Origin of the sequence: Streptomyces sp. MMG1533 (assembly GCF_001279775.1) — a bacterium.
Classification (GTDB): Bacteria; Actinomycetota; Actinomycetes; order Streptomycetales; family Streptomycetaceae; genus Streptomyces.
Map to the genome: position 1 here is coordinate 1 of NZ_LGDG01000024.1, position 14,191 is coordinate 14,191.

Sequence of the window (14,191 nt, forward strand, 5' to 3'; positions counted from 1 at the left end):
GACCCTGGTCGAGCTGTTCGGTCTGGCCCGCGAGCTCAACATCGACGCCGAGGGCATCGACATGGGCCCGTCCCCCACGGACGCCGCCCTTGCCGCCGACCTGGTGCTGCCGATCGAGGACCTCGACCTCACCGTCCGTTCGTACAACTGCCTCAAGCGCGAGGGCGTCCACTCCGTGGGTGAGCTCGTCGCCCGCTCCGAGGCCGACCTCCTCGACATTCGCAACTTCGGTGCGAAGTCGATCGACGAGGTCAAGGCGAAGCTGGCCGGCATGGGCCTGGGTCTCAAGGACAGCCCGCCCGGATTCGACCCGACCGCCGCCGCCGACGCCTTCGGTGCCGACGACGACGGGGACGCGGGCTTCGTGGAGACCGAGCAATACTGAGCGCTGCGCTGCGCCGGTCGTAGAGACACTTCGCGTACGGGGACGGGGACGGGGACGGGAGAATCTCCACACCGTTCCCTGCCCGCTGGGCGACTTCGGCCCGGTCCTCACCGGCGCACAAACCCTGGCGAAGTCAGCCCGCGACAAGCGGCGCAGCACCAGCGCTTCACGTACGACCCGCTGCTCGGTGGGCCGGCGGTCACCGGCTTCCGGCCTTGCCTGCCGCGCCCGCCCCGGCTGGTCTGACCCAAGGCACTGACAGCGGCCCTCGTGGCGGCCCGGACTCCCGCCCTGTGCGGGTCAGGCGGGCCGCTCAGGTCGCTTCCCGACGACTCCTTGCAGACGGCGGCCTCCCCCGAGCGGTCACACCACGCGGGCAGGGGTGCCACAGCAGCCGGCCGGGTGTCCGCCGGGGTCGTCGGCCAGCACGATGCTGGCCGTGACGCGCTTGCCCACCGGCTCGCGGCGCACCTCGAAGCTGCGGCACACGCCCATGACGATCTCCAGCCCGTGCTGACCAACGCGACCCGGATCTTCGGTACAGGCCGTCGGCAGGGTCGGTTCGGTGTCCCATACACTGATCTGGACGGCGCCGCCGCTGACCTCCAGGTCCAGCAGGCAGGGACCGGGCGCGTACTTGTAGGCGTTGGTCACAAACTCGCTGACGACCAGCTGCACGGTGCCCATCGCACGGTCCGACACCGGGATGCCGTGCACGGCCTGCACCTCGGCCATGAAACGGCGGGCGGCATGACGGGCCGCCGCGATCGGCTCGCTGCCCTCGAAGGCAAAGGCCGACAGGATCGGGCGGCCGGCCAGCGACTGGTCCGCGTTTTCGTGCACCACTGAGCCGACACCGCCACCCTCGTCCTGAGCAACAGGTTAGTGGCGCCCGAATACCCCCGAAACGACACGGCACGCATCCGGCCCGCCCAGCACCGTGACTTTCGCACGGCATCCGCGTTCGAGGGCGCGACACGCGCACTCCTCGGGCCCTGCCCGCCGGAACCCGTACACGTCGAGCCGCTCGACCGGCGCCGCGGGGGCACCCGCCTGGAGCTGTCCACCACCCTGTTCGAACACCTGGAGATCTTCCACCGGCAACGCAGGTACTCCGCCCTCAAGATGCCGACTCCCGTCGAGCACGAGTTGCGCGCAATACCTGTAGCGCGAAATCGGCTGTCCCGGCTCCCCGCAGCTCAGCGCAGGCCGGAGCCTCCATCAGCCGGGGGCAGCGGCCACGAGTGCTTGCCCCCGAGCGTGGCTTCCTCCTGTCCTCCTGTCCTCCTGCCAGTCCGGTGCGGAGACCCCGTCACCATGCCGCCCCGACGCGCGGGACGGGCAAGCGGACCCGATGACCCGCGGGTTCCGCCCGGGCCGGGCAAGAACGGGCAGCCGGACGGGTGAGTGAGGACCCATGCCAGAGGTCGGGAGAATCTCCGCAGGAGCACCACACAGGCTGCACACGGCCTTTCGAAAGCCCCGTTAGCGTGACTGGCCGCTCGATCCCACATACGAACGTGACCGGCCGAGGCCCCGGTGGGCCACGTCGCAAGCAACCCAGGAAGACCGCAGATGGACTACTGCTCCTCGTGTCGTCGACATCTCAACGGCGCCCTGGTGTGTCCCGGGTGCGGTGCCTACGCCCCGGACATCGCTCCGCCCGCCGTCGGCACTCGCACCGGCCCGGCCCGGGGCGCCGACTCGCCGACGACCGGCGACGCACCCGGCATCACGCATGCCGACCAGTTCGAGGCCCCCGGCGCGGCCCCGACCGCCGACGTCGAGGGCATGCCGCCCGCGCGGCAGGGACGAGCGGCACGACGTCGCCAGCTGGCACGCTGGAAGAAGAACAAACGCCGGGCTGCGGTCGCGACCGCCGTCGCACTCGTCGGTGGTGGCCTGACCATCGCCACGATGGACCGGCACTCCACCGACCGGACGCAGGCGGCCACCACGCCGGACGACCGGAGCATGGGCACCACGGAGCAGACGCCTGAGCGCACTCGTCCGGCGTCGACACCGCCCACCACTCACCGGTCCTCACACACCACTCCCAAGGCGCAGCCGCCGGCGGCCAACGGCCCGTGGCAGCAGTCCCTCGCGGCCCCGCCCCGCACGACTGCGCCGAGCCCCCGGCCGGACGCGGCCGATTCTCCCCCTCCCGCTGCGACATCGGCCCCGCAGCCGCAGACCACCGCCCCGTCCTCGAGCGACACGGCCCCGGACCGCACCGGTGAGGCCGCGGAGCAGCCCTCGGCGCCCGCAGCCTCCGATGGCACGAACTCCGGCACGCCCCAGACCAACCCCGATGAGGCATCGACGCCACTGCCCGAGGTCTGCCTGCTCGTGGTGTGTCTGGGCTGATGGGTGCTCAGTACCCGGCCGTGACCGGCTCGGCGAAAGGGAACCGAGCGTGGGAGCCGTACGGCCGTCCATGAGTAAGGAACCCGGGCGCCGGCCGTCTGCTCGGCATGCCTCCGAGTCAAGCGGCCCGCTTCACGCCACTGCGCGGTTCGGTGACCGCCGCAACCCGGCAGATCACCCCTGTGCCCGCACCGAGCCCGCCACCATCGGACGCCGCCCCGCCGCCCCGTCTCCCCGATCGCGCCCCGGCCTGCCCCACGACGGCGGCAGGCGCTCTCCCCCGCCCACCCCGCCTACGCGATCCCGGATGACGACTCCGGAAGCAGAGCCCGACGGGCCTTCGCCCCCAGGTGACCTGGCCAACTCATGGCGACGGCAAGTACTCATCGCCACAAGAGTGTTGATCTCGCAACCGTCGGCTGTCGCCCGTGACGCTCCCGGTGCATGACGCGCTGGAAGAAGTGACCCGAAAGGAGGGTCTCGGGGCCCGCCCTCTTGGGGGAGGCAGCGGGCACCGGCGTGCAGGGGCAGGCACGTTTCCCCCCGTGACGGGCCTGCCCCTGCGCAAGTCACCGGCAGCAGGTCAGGCCGGAGGACAATATCCCGCCAGCTCCCCGGTACGGCCCGTGATCGGTGTCCGTGACTGTTGGGTGGAGGGGCCACCGAGTATTTGGGAGGCCGATGTGAGGTGCAGTACGCTCCCGGGGCACTGACCGGCCATTGGGGGGACGGACGTTGGGACGACGAGGGCATGCCCTGCGCGTGTCGGCCGACGATCCTGCGCTGGAAACCGCCGTCGCTCAGGCCCAGGACGGTGACGAGGCCGCGTTCGCCACGCTGTACCGGCTCGTCCACCCCGGTCTGCTCGGCTACCTGCGCGGGATCGCGGGTGACGGCGCCGAGGACGTCACCGCCGCTGCCTGGCGGGAGATCGCCCGCGAGCTGCCACGGTTCCGCGGCGACGGGCCCGGATTCCGCGGGTGGACGGCGAGCATCGCCCGGCGCCACGCGCTCGGCCATCCGCGGCGTCGCGGCGCGTCGTCCCGCTCGTCGGGAAGCTCCGTGGCACCGCCCGCCGCCCCTGCTCCGCCCGGAGCGACGCCGTCCGCCGAGACGGCCCAGGCCCTTCTCGCCCGGCTGCCCCGCGCCCAGGCCGAAGCGGTCCTCCTCCGCCATGCGGTACGCCTGGATGATCCCGCGGTGGCCCGGGTGATGCGCAGGCCCCGCCCTGTCGTACGGGTTCTGGCCCGCCGCGGCTTGAGGAACCTCGCGCGTCTGCTCGGCCCCGACGATGTGACACGCGATGTCGCGTGGACGCTGGGGGAAACGAGATGAGCACCGATCGGAACGGAGATGAACCGTTGAGCGGCGAAGCCCTCAGGCGCGAAGTCGCCCCGCGCCCCGGTGCACCTGAAGACGTCGGCGCCGCGACCGGCCTCGACGACGCGTCCGCGCTGGAGCGGGCGGCCGAACAGATCGGCGAGGCACTGCGGCAGCAGCCCGTGGACGCCACCGCGGAGCAGGCCGCCGTCGCGGCGTTCCGCAGCGCACGCACGGCGGGCGACCTGACCCTGCGCACCCGACACCGGGACGACTGGCGCCCACGGACCCAGAAGCAACGATGGGCACGCGGGGGAGCAGTCGCCCTCGTGACGAGCGCGCTGCTGGGTGGCATCGCCTTCGCCTCCATCCGCGCGACGGACACGCAGCAGCACGACACTCCCGATCCCGGCACCAGCCACAGCACCCGCCGGCCACCCCGGCCACCGGTGCACCCACCCGGCGGACAGGCTTCTGCTCCCGTCACGCCCAGCACGACACCGACCGCGTCCGCACAGCACCCCGAGACGGCAAAGGACCTCGAGGCGCACTGTCGCGCCTACGAGCGCACCAAGAACCGTGGCCACGCCCTGAACGCCACGGCCTGGCAGCGCCTCGTCCAGGCCGCGGGCGGTGAACAACAGGTTGCGGCCTACTGCGCCGAGTTGACGAGTTCAGCAGACGAGACCACCCCGTCACCGGGGAAGGCGAATAAGCCCGGGAAGGGCCAGGGCAAGCCGAGCGCCAAAGCCAAGCCGTCGAAGGGGTCCCCGAACCGACCCTAGGCACCCGCACACAGCCAGGGGGGTCGGGACAGGACAGACGTCGGAATCCGTGGTGCGCGGTCCGCTCGTCGGCCGCGGAGGGCTGTCGTGGCTACGGGATGGTGACCCGGTACCTGCCGCTGGAGAGGTCGGCGACCGTGGGTGTGACGGTCACGCCGCCGAGGGACTGCGTCCGCCGAGGCGTCGCGGGGTCGTCCCAGTCGCACTTGGCGCCTTCCCAGGCGGAGATGCCGTAGGTGGTGCCCGCGGTGACCTGGTAGTCGGTGGCGATGACGGGCCGGGGCCAGGTTCCGGAGACGCTGTACGTCGCACGTGACGGAGGTGCCGTCGTCGATCCGCAGGCTGCCGAAGGACACGATGGAGGGGCCGTCCCCTCGGACCTGTGCCGGCACCTCGACGGTGAGTGAGGCCGTGGAGGCGGCCGACGCCGTGGGTGCCGCGGCGAGTGCGGTGGCACTGGTGGCGGCGAGGAGGGCGGTCAAGCCGACGGAACGGGCCGTGCGGCGCGTACGGCCGTGGGGGTGCTTGAGGCCCATGTCTTCTCCAGATTTCGAGAGGAAATTGAAAGCTCAATGAAATACGTGACCAGTGTTGCCAGAGGGAGCGCTGACGCAGGAGCCCGATTCTGGCCACGTTGATCTGCCGCTGCGCTCGTGCCAGCACCGTGTTCGGGCGTGCCGTACGGCTCTACTCGGCGAAGACGTACTGCTCGACGATCAGCCCCTTCTCCCGTCTCGCGAAGGTGACCGTCCGGCCTCCGAGGGCGGAGCCGTGGATGACGCAGCTCCAGCCCGGGTACACGCCGGCGGCGCGCCTGAGGTCCTCGTTGTCGGGATTGGTGAGGGTGAGCGAGGGGCGCGCGGTCGGCCGGGGTGCTTCCTCGGCGGGCAGTTCCCGCATGAAGAGGATTTCGCGGATGATCTGGCCGCCCCGCCACTGCGCGACGGTCGCCATCCGGACTCCCAGGGCGGGGATGCCGCCGATGGTGGCCGTCCAGTCGCCCCGCGCCACTTTGGGCTGGTGGGTGACGACGAGGGCGTCGGGGGCTTCTATTTGGAACTGGTGCATGGCATCGATGTGCGGCTCGACGCCTTCGGTGCGTACACCGCCCCACAACGACCCCTTCGCCCGCCTCCCCGAGGCAGCGACCTTCACCGTCACCAGCACCACGCTGACCGACGGCGCTCCCCTGCCCAGTGAGCAGATGTCCGGCATGTTCGGTGTCCCGGGCGGCAAGGACGTCTCGCCGCAGCTGTCGTGGAGCGGCGCCCCCGAGGGCACCAAGAGCTACGCCGTGACGATGTACGACCCCGACGCCCCGACCGGCTCCGGCTTCTGGCACTGGGCCGTGGCCGACATTCCCGCCACCGTCACCGAACTGGCGGAAGGCGTCACCGAACTGCCGGAAGGCGTCGGCGACGACACCGGCGCGAGCCTTCCCGAGGCGGCCTTCCAGGTGCCCAACGACGCCCGCATCGGGCGCTTCATCGGCGCGGCCCCGCCGGCCGGACACGGCCCGCACCGCTACGTCTTCGTCGTGCACGCCCTCGACGTCGAGACCATCGGCGTCCCGGCCGACACCACCCCCGCGTTCCTCGGCTTCACCATGGCCCGCCACATCCTCGGCCGCGCGGTCCTGACCGCCACCGCAGAAACGTCCGCCTGACCCCCGAGCCGCCGAGGCGGCCGAGGAGCAGCATCGGGCAACGGGACAGGTTCCGCAGAGGTACCGTCAGAACACCAGGCACGACGGCCTGACAGGCCTCGGAACTGCCACCGCCTCCGTACGCGCGGCGCTTCCACACGCCCCGGCCGAGCCGGAGAGGCAGACGGTCAACGGTTCGTGTTCTCACGGCCGTTGACCTCTCCGAGCCGTCTGTCGGACTCCATCATGGCGTCACGGTCCGCACGACGACATGGTTGATCGCGGAGGCAACGTCGTCAGCAACGTGGGTGGGCTGGTAGGAGTCCTGGGTCCACGGTCGGCCGTCCGAGACCCACACGCTTCGAAGACCGAGTGCGTTCGCGCCCGCGATGTCGGCGTGCGGAGAATCGCCGATGACCCAGGCACCGGAGAGGGGAACTCCCACGGCCTCCACTGCCGCATGGAAGATCTCCGGATCCGGCTTCTTGTGACCGACTCCCTCGGAGACCACCCAGCCCTGCACGAGCCGGTCGAGTCCGGCATTGCGGATCTTCGCTTCCTGCTGCGTGATACGCCCGTTGGTGACGATCACGCAGGTCCAACCGGCAGCCTGCGCTTTGCTCAGGGCCTCGCGGGAGGAGTCCGCCAGCACGACGCGATCGGCGGCGCCATTGTCAAGTAGCGTACGGATTGCGGTGGTTGGCACCAGGGTCCCATACCGGTCGGTCATGGCTGCGGCGACATCGGGACGTGCGGTATAGCCGCCGGCGTCGACGGTCATCACCCACGTGAGGTCGGTGCCGGGCAGTCCGTGCTCGGCCAGGAATGCCTGGACGGCGGCGAGGAAGGCCGCATCGCGGTCGACGAGGGTGTTGTCGAGGTCCAGCATCAGCACAGGCATGATCGGCAGTAGCTTACTTCGGGCCGCTGCGGCAGTTCACCCTCGCCAACTCCAACCACCCCAACCACACCGTCCAAACCCGCGCGCTGCACCTCTACCCGCACTGGCGCAACCAGAACGCCCGCCACCCCGACATCCTGGCCGCCCAGCGGCGCGAACGCGCCCGTATCCGCATCCGCATCCGCATCCGCATCCGCGCCCGTACCCGCATCCGCATCCGCATCCGCATCCGCATCCGCATCCGCAGCGAGAAAGGCATCCGCTGGGGCGGCCGCCCTCTCAACCCCGCGGCCCGACCGCCGCGCCGAGACCGTCGGCGATCTGACACGAGCGGCCTCGACGCAGGAACAAGCCCCGTCAGAGCTTTTCGGGCTTGCGGGCCAGCAGGCAGGCGTGCGGTCTGTTCACCCGTCCGCCAGGCTCCTGCTCCAGCCTCGCGGTGACGACGAGTCCGGCCCGCTCCAGCAGGCCGATCATGCGGTTCAGGGGCAGGAGATACGACTCGTAGGACACGGGATGGCCATAGCCCCGGGTCGGTTGCAGCCGTTCATCGCCGACATAGTCTCCCCAGAGCAGGTAGCCGCCGGGCGCGAGGGTGCGGTGGAACTCGCCGAACACCGTCGGCAGCCACTGCGGGGGCGTGTGGTGGGTGGAGTACCAGGCCAGGATGCCGCCGAGCTCGTCGTCCCTCATCTCCAGCGCGGTCATCGAGCCCGCGGTGAACCGCAGGTTCGGATAGGCGTGCCGGGCCAGCCCGATCATCTTCGGTGACAGATCGACGCCGGAGGCGGACACTCCCAGCCCGGCCAGGTGCGCCGTCACGCGGCCGGGGCCGCATCCCAGGTCCGCGACCGGCCCCAGACCGGCCGTGCGCACGAGTTCGGCGAACCCCGCCAGCATCGCGCGTGACAGCGGGTCCATCGCGGCTGGAGGCGGGACGCGTTCGACGTAATCGGCGGCGACCGTGTCGTACGACTCGCGGACGGCGGTCAGAAAGGAGGGCTCAGCCATGCGGGCGACCCTAGATGTTGCGGGTCAGGACGTTGGTGACGGCGCATAGTGGTGGGCAAGATTGGTGGCGAGGTCGCGGAGGTGAACCCTGGCTTCGGTGGGGCCGTGCACAGTGATGGCGCTCCCGAACGGCAGTAGTGCTCGCACGTCCTCCAGATGCAGGAAGCGGATCGTTACCTTACGGCCAGTGGCGGACTCTTCATGGTCGTCCGGGACGAGTCGTAGGCCAAAGATCCGTTGCGCTCGCTCGATCTGGGTCTGGTCGATGGTGGCGCTGACCTCTATCGCGTGGTTGTGCTCCCACTGATCAATGAGCGTTGCAGCGACGGTGGCCAGGGTCTGGCTCTCGCGGACCCGTCGTGGCTGGTCGACTTCTTTCCACGTCGTGATCCGTTCGAGTCGGTACATCCGTGGCACTCGGGCACAGTCGGCGACGAGGTACCAGATGCCGGCCTTGGCGAACAGCCCGTAGGGATCCACGACCAGGTCGCGTGGGCATGACTCGCGTGGGCTGTCGTACTCGATCCGTAGCCGGCGGCCTCGCCGCACTGTGCCGATCAGCGAAGCCGGAGTCGTGCCGGAAGCTCGTGCCTGACGCCAGGGACGGCTGTCCACGTGCACTACGTCGGTGAGCGGCAGGAGCTCATGAACTCGACGTGGCTGTGTAGCGACGATCTTGGAGAGCGCGCGCCGGCTTTCGACCGATGCGTTGAGCTCCGCACGTTGTTTCTCATCCAGACCAGTGAGCGACAGATGATCACGCTCGCCCGGTGTGAGTCGCGTGAGGTCGAGCCCGGACCCGGGCAGCATGGTCACGCCTCCGAGGCGGCCCCGGTGTGCGGTCACCGGCAGACCGGCGTCGCGGAGCCAGTTCAGGTCTCGGGTGATGGTTCGAAGGGACACTCCGAGCGCTGAGGCAAGTTCCTGTGTGGTCACGGCATCCCTCGATTCGAGGAGCAGCATCAGGGTGAAGAAGCGATCTGGGGTCACACACCAATTTTTTCAGGAATTGCGACACGATGCGGCGCATATCCCGGCCAGGCTGGTGGATGCGTACCTACGACCTGTGAGAAGGAACAACCATGACCAAATCCGTCGTGTCCATCGTCTACGTGAACGACGCTCCCGCCGCAGCTCGTTTCTACGGCGATCTCCTCGGCATGAGCCCCTCGTTCGAGACTTCGGGATACATCACCTTCGACCTCGGGCCAGGCGCTGACCTCGGTCTGTGGTCTGGCCAGTTCGAGGATCTGTCACCGGACGTCCCGCGCACCAGTGAGGTTTGCCTGGCCATCGACGGTGGACCCGACGAGCTCAACGCGACCTTTGAGCAGTGGAATTCCAAGGGTGTCACGATCCTGTGCGAGCCTCATGATGCGGGGTTCGGGCTGACCTTCCTCGCAGCCGATCCTGACGGGAACCGTATCCGCGTCGCACCGCAGGACTGAAAGGCCGCAATGCGCCAGGCGCGCACGATAGGTGTCGCGCCTGCCGTCGTCTGACTTCGAGAGGACGACGAGTGCCCCACGCGAATGCGTCCCTGAGCGTCGAGGGCCGTAGGCGGCTCGTGAAGCGGTGCCAGACACGTCCCATCGCCCACGTCGCCGCTGAGATGGGCATCCTCTCGCGCATGCGCCGGCAAGTGGGTAAATCGCTGGCGGCTACACGGTGATGCGGGATTGCAAGACCGGCCGTCGAGTCCGCACCGGAGTCCGAACGCGACTCCAGCATGGGTCAATCGAGCAGATCGAGTCCTGGCGCCGCGAGCACAAGTGGTCCGCGCAACGGATCACCGACGAACTTGTGAGTATCGGTTTTGTGATCAACCGGCGGACTGTCAGCCGACACCTGACCCGGCTCGGCCTCGGCGAACGCCGCTTCATCGACCCAGGCGGTGAGAACAACCGGAAGCCGGGGAAGACCATCGCCCGCCGGCCCGGGCACATGGTGCACTTGGATGTGAAGAAGGTCGGCCGGATCCCTGATGGCGGCGGGTGGCGGATCCACGGCCGGGACAGCGATCAGGCCAAGGTCGCTCGTCGGGCGAAGTCGGCCGGGGCGAAGCGTGGCTACGTCTACCTGCACTCCGTCGTCGATGGTTTCTCACGGCTCGCCTACACAGAACCGCTGGGCGATGAGAAGGGCGCGACGGCTGCTGCTTTCCTCGCCCGGGCGAAGGTCTGGTTCGCCGCCCACGGCATCAACCACATCCACCGGGTCGTCACCGACAATGGCGCTTGCTACCGCTCCGGCGACTTCGCCCGCATCGTCGGGCAAGGCACCCGGCATCAGAGAACCAAACCATACACACCTCGGCACAACGGGAAGGTGGAGCGCTACCAGCGCATCATGGCCGAGGAAGTCCTCTACGCCTGCGAGTTCACCAGCGAGGACGCCCGGTCGGCCGCGATCACAGTGTGGAACATCCACTACAAGTACCACCGGCCGCATAGTGCTGCCGCCGGAAAGCCGCCAGCAGCCCGCCTCCGCGAGAGCGTCACCAACGTCGAGCCCTCATACACCTAGACCCGAGAACTGACAGGCCGTGTCACGACCTTGAGTTGACCTGCGCGACATCCACCGCCGTAGACACTCGGCCATCACACCACTCCGGTGATCGTTTCCGGTCAGAGCAACTAGCTAGCAGGTGACCGTCACCCGATGGGTGGCCACTCTGAAAGAGCTCATCAATTGCGCCGCGCCTGCGCGTCGGGTAAGCCATGGGCCGCACACAGTGCCCGGCTCGATTACCGAACGACCCCCGCATCATGCAAAGAGCTCCGTGGCGTCGCTCACTGAGCGACGCCACGGAGCTCCTTCACGAAACCATTGCTCCGGAGAGCACCAACTGGAGCGAGCAGGCCTGGAATCTCAGTTGCTGAAGAGCCGCCGCCCCCCGGTGCCTTAGGACACCAGTTGAGCGATGACCGCAGTGATGGTGGCCGCAAGGGTCACCACGGCAGCGAAGACCGCGGCTGCCCGCATGATGGCCGAAGGATAGGTCGCGCCGTCCAGGCGGGCCAGTTTGGCTGCGCCGGCGGCAACAAGCAGCGCGGTCAGGATCACGAGCGCTGCAACCTGGACAACGTAGGCGAGTTGATGCACGAAGAACTCCTGGACTCGGGTCGGAAACTGTGCCGCCGAGATTTGTCGAGATGACGTTCGCCAGGCTGCGGACCGAACGATGATGAACACTGGCGAACATGCCGCGGTCCTGGAGGCGGAAGTGGACGAAGTCGAACTCGCAGACCTGCGAGCCCGTCTGAGGGACGCCGTGGCCACGTCCGGGCTGACCCAGACTCAAATCGCGGCCAGGACCAAACTGGGCCGCACCACCATCTACGCCGCCCTGAAAGACGGTCAGCCGGCCCCCTCCCCCACCACCGTCGCTGCCTTGGCTCGCGCGGTTGATCTCCCGCCTGCGGAGTTCCTGGATCAGCTGCGGCGGGCTCAGGAAGATGCCGTTTCCGAGACGCACTCCGATGATGATCAGGCCCAAGGAAAGCCGATTTCCTCTTGGGACCCCCACGACCTGGAGGTGCACCCCGCGGATACGGCGGCTGACGCCAACAGGCGGCGTCTCGGCCTCTCAGGCCGGCGGACCCTCCCCCACTACGTGAGACGCGACCACGACCGTCTCCTCGCTGAAGCCGTGGTCGAGGCCGCGAAAGGGAACAGCAACCTGCTGGTACTGGTCGGCAGTTCATCAACCGGCAAGACACGAGCCTGCTGGGAGGCCATCCAGCCCCTGGCCCCCAAAGGCTGGCGGCTCTGGCACCCATTCGACCCGACCCGTACTCACGCCGCGCTGGAAGACCTGCGCAACGTCCAGCCTCGGACGGTGGTGTGGCTGAACGAATCCCAGCACTATCTCGGTGATCCGCAGCATGGCGAGTACATCGCTGCGGCCCTGCATGACCTGCTCACCCAGCCGGATCGCGGGCCGATCTTGGTGCTGGGTACCTTGTGGCCTGAGTACGCGCACCGGTACACCTCTCTGCCGCGACCTGACAGCCCAGACCGGCACAGCCGCACGCGCGAACTACTCGCCGGCCGCACCGTCGCTGTCCCCGACACGTTCGACATGCACGCTCTGCGCACGGCGGCCGCCTTCGCAAGAGGCGGTGACCAGCTACTGGCCAGCGCTCTCACCCGAGCCGAAGAACATGGTCGTCTGGCTCAGGAACTGGCCGGCGCCCCACAATTGCTCAACCGCTATCAGACCGGCAGTCCAGCCGCGCGCGCCGTCATCGAGGCAGCCATGGACGCCCGCCGCCTGGGAGCCGGTATAAACCTCCCACAGGCCTTCCTCACAGACGCTGCCCTCGACTACCTCAGTGACCACGACTACGACGAACTGGCCGAGGACTGGGCAGAACAGGTCTACGCCGAGCTCGCCAGCCCCGTCCACGGCAAACAAGCCCCGCTGCGCCGCGTGAAATTGCGCCCCCGACACCGGGCGCCTGGAATGACCGCTGTGGGCCACGAGCGGGATCAGAGACCGGGACCGATGTTCCGGCTGGCCGACTACCTCGAACAGCACGGTCGTGGCATCCGTTCACTCAAGTGCCCTCCTGCCTCGTTCTGGCATGCAGCACACGACCACATCACCAGCCCCGACGACCTGCTCAACCTGTCCACGGCAGCTGAACACCGGCACCGTCTGCAGTGGGCACAGTGCCTCTGCCTCAGAGCAGCCGAAGCAGGAAACGCGGAAGCGATGCTGAAGCTGGCCCTGATGTACGAGAGGAAGGGGGACGAGGAAGGCGCCCAAACTGCCTGCCTGCAGGCCGCCGAAGCCGGCGCCGCCCGAGCCTGGGCTGTCCTGGGACGCATGCGTGAAGAGACCGGCGACGTCGAGGGCGCCGAGTACGCCCGTGAGCAGGGTGCACGAGCCGGCGACCCTGCGAGCGGGGTCGCCCTGGGCTGGATGCGGTACAACTCTGGCGATCTTGAAGGTGCCGAGGAGGCCTTCCTGCGCGCCAACAATGACGTCGCAGCGCGTGCGCTGGCACTGATTCGGAGCCTGGAAGGGGGCGGTCAGGAAAGCGCCGACGCCACCTACAGGGAAATGGCTCAGGCCGGCAATGCCGAAGCGATCTGGCACGTGGCCTTGCAGCGCATCCGAGCCAAGGACCTGCAAGGAGCAGAGGCCGCCTACAGGCAGGCTGCGGAGGCAGGTGACGTCGGCGCTCAACAGCAACTGGCTCGGCTACGAATGACTGCTGGGGATCGGGACGGAGCTGAAGCGGTTTACAAGAATGCCGCCGAAGCGGGCGACGCCTTCGCGTTGAACCACCTGGCCTCGTTGCGGGAGGAAGCCAGAGACCTGGAGGGTGCAGAAGCTGCCTACAGGCAGGCCGTTGACGCAGGCGTCACCGAAGCCCGGCGTCACCTGGCAAGGCTGCGCGTCGCGGTCGGGGACCGAGCAGGTGCCGAGGCCTTGCTCATGCCGTTGGTAGAAGCGGGTGACGTTCAAGCCCTCCTCAGGCTCATTCGTATTCGAGAGGACGCCGGAGAGGTCGAGGACCTGGCTGCCGCGTATAAGCAAGTGGTCGACGGTGGTGGCATTCCCGCTCTCTTCTTCTCCTTCAGAACGGCCGGGTTCAGCCCTGATGAGCAGTGGCCGCATGGGCTCGATCCGGACGGCACACCCTCACCTCCGTGGCAGTAGGACAGCGCCCCTGACCGGACATCGTCGAATCGGACATCGTCGTGGCGCCCCGAAAGAGCGTTGGCCGTACGGATTGATCCGGACGGCACCCCCACACCACCCT

The 14,191-nt window shown here is 68.7% G+C and carries 13 protein-coding genes and 2 pseudogenes; 9 read left to right on the forward strand and 6 right to left on the reverse strand.

Going from position 1 to position 14,191, the window contains the following annotated elements; genetic code table 11:
* Positions 1-385: DNA-directed RNA polymerase subunit alpha C-terminal domain-containing protein (locus ADK57_RS05305; RefSeq protein WP_324612177.1), on the forward strand; the 385-nt coding region annotated here is incomplete at its 5' end.
* A 363-nt stretch (positions 386-748) separates the two neighbouring features.
* Here ADK57_RS05305 and ADK57_RS05310 read toward each other — a convergent pair.
* Positions 749-1,228 carry an ATP-binding protein gene (locus ADK57_RS05310; RefSeq protein WP_053748191.1) on the reverse strand — a complete coding sequence of 160 codons (480 nt, stop codon included), beginning with the start codon at positions 1,226-1,228 and terminating at the stop codon, positions 749-751.
* A gap of 732 nt (positions 1,229-1,960) precedes the next feature.
* Here ADK57_RS05310 and ADK57_RS05315 point away from each other — a divergent pair.
* The 3 genes from ADK57_RS05315 to ADK57_RS05325 all read left to right on the forward strand — a co-directional run bounded on the left by ADK57_RS05315 (position 1,961) and on the right by ADK57_RS05325 (position 4,857).
* A complete protein-coding gene (locus tag ADK57_RS05315) occupies positions 1,961-2,752 on the forward strand; it encodes an SCO2400 family protein (protein ID WP_053748161.1) in 792 nt (263 codons plus the stop codon).
* Between the two features lie 735 nt (positions 2,753-3,487).
* A complete protein-coding gene (locus ADK57_RS05320) occupies positions 3,488-4,087 on the forward strand; it encodes an RNA polymerase sigma factor (protein ID WP_053748162.1) in 600 nt (199 codons plus the stop codon).
* 26 nt (positions 4,088-4,113) lie between these two features.
* A complete protein-coding gene (locus tag ADK57_RS05325; RefSeq protein WP_053748163.1) occupies positions 4,114-4,857 on the forward strand; it encodes a hypothetical protein in 744 nt (247 codons plus the stop codon).
* A gap of 687 nt (positions 4,858-5,544) precedes the next feature.
* Here the strand turns inward: ADK57_RS05325 and ADK57_RS05330 are convergent.
* Positions 5,545-5,925: a hypothetical protein gene (locus ADK57_RS05330; protein WP_053748164.1), complete on the reverse strand. Its 381-nt coding sequence runs from the start codon at positions 5,923-5,925 to the stop codon at positions 5,545-5,547.
* Between ADK57_RS05330 and ADK57_RS05335 the strand changes: the two genes are divergently transcribed.
* A complete protein-coding gene (locus tag ADK57_RS05335) occupies positions 5,924-6,523 on the forward strand; it encodes a YbhB/YbcL family Raf kinase inhibitor-like protein (protein ID WP_234389972.1) in 600 nt (199 codons plus the stop codon). The genes ADK57_RS05330 and ADK57_RS05335 overlap by 2 nt on opposite strands.
* 223 nt (positions 6,524-6,746) lie before the next feature.
* On the opposite strand, the gene ADK57_RS05340 is transcribed toward ADK57_RS05335, so the two are convergent.
* A complete protein-coding gene (locus ADK57_RS05340) occupies positions 6,747-7,403 on the reverse strand; it encodes an HAD family hydrolase (protein ID WP_053748165.1) in 657 nt (218 codons plus the stop codon).
* 11 nt (positions 7,404-7,414) lie between these two features.
* On the opposite strand from ADK57_RS05340, the pseudogene ADK57_RS52380 reads away from it, so the two are divergent.
* A pseudogene (locus tag ADK57_RS52380) lies at positions 7,415-7,678 on the forward strand (hypothetical protein); the annotation flags it as partial.
* Between the two features lie 82 nt (positions 7,679-7,760).
* Here ADK57_RS52380 and ADK57_RS05345 read toward each other — a convergent pair.
* Together ADK57_RS05345 and ADK57_RS05350 are read right to left on the reverse strand one after the other, a co-directional pair.
* Positions 7,761-8,414 carry a class I SAM-dependent methyltransferase gene (locus tag ADK57_RS05345; protein WP_053748166.1) on the reverse strand — a complete coding sequence of 218 codons (654 nt, stop codon included), beginning with the start codon at positions 8,412-8,414 and terminating at the stop codon, positions 7,761-7,763.
* Between the two features lie 24 nt (positions 8,415-8,438).
* Positions 8,439-9,404 carry a helix-turn-helix transcriptional regulator gene (locus ADK57_RS05350; protein WP_053748167.1) on the reverse strand — a complete coding sequence of 322 codons (966 nt, stop codon included), beginning with the start codon at positions 9,402-9,404 and terminating at the stop codon, positions 8,439-8,441.
* A 92-nt stretch (positions 9,405-9,496) separates the two neighbouring features.
* On the opposite strand from ADK57_RS05350, the gene ADK57_RS05355 reads away from it, so the two are divergent.
* Complete coding sequence (locus ADK57_RS05355; protein ID WP_053748168.1) at positions 9,497-9,862, forward strand: VOC family protein; 366 nt, start codon at positions 9,497-9,499, stop codon at positions 9,860-9,862.
* A 71-nt stretch (positions 9,863-9,933) separates the two neighbouring features.
* Positions 9,934-10,940, forward strand: a pseudogene (locus ADK57_RS05360) (IS481 family transposase).
* A gap of 378 nt (positions 10,941-11,318) precedes the next feature.
* Here the strand turns inward: ADK57_RS05360 and ADK57_RS05365 are convergent.
* Positions 11,319-11,519 (reverse strand): hypothetical protein, encoded by a 201-nt coding sequence (locus ADK57_RS05365; protein ID WP_053748169.1) that lies wholly within the window; start codon positions 11,517-11,519, stop codon positions 11,319-11,321.
* A gap of 79 nt (positions 11,520-11,598) precedes the next feature.
* On the opposite strand from ADK57_RS05365, the gene ADK57_RS05370 reads away from it, so the two are divergent.
* Positions 11,599-14,088, forward strand: a complete 2,490-nt coding sequence (locus ADK57_RS05370) for a helix-turn-helix domain-containing protein (RefSeq protein ID WP_199830482.1) — start codon at positions 11,599-11,601, stop codon at positions 14,086-14,088.
* Positions 14,089-14,191: the final 103 nt, after the last annotated feature.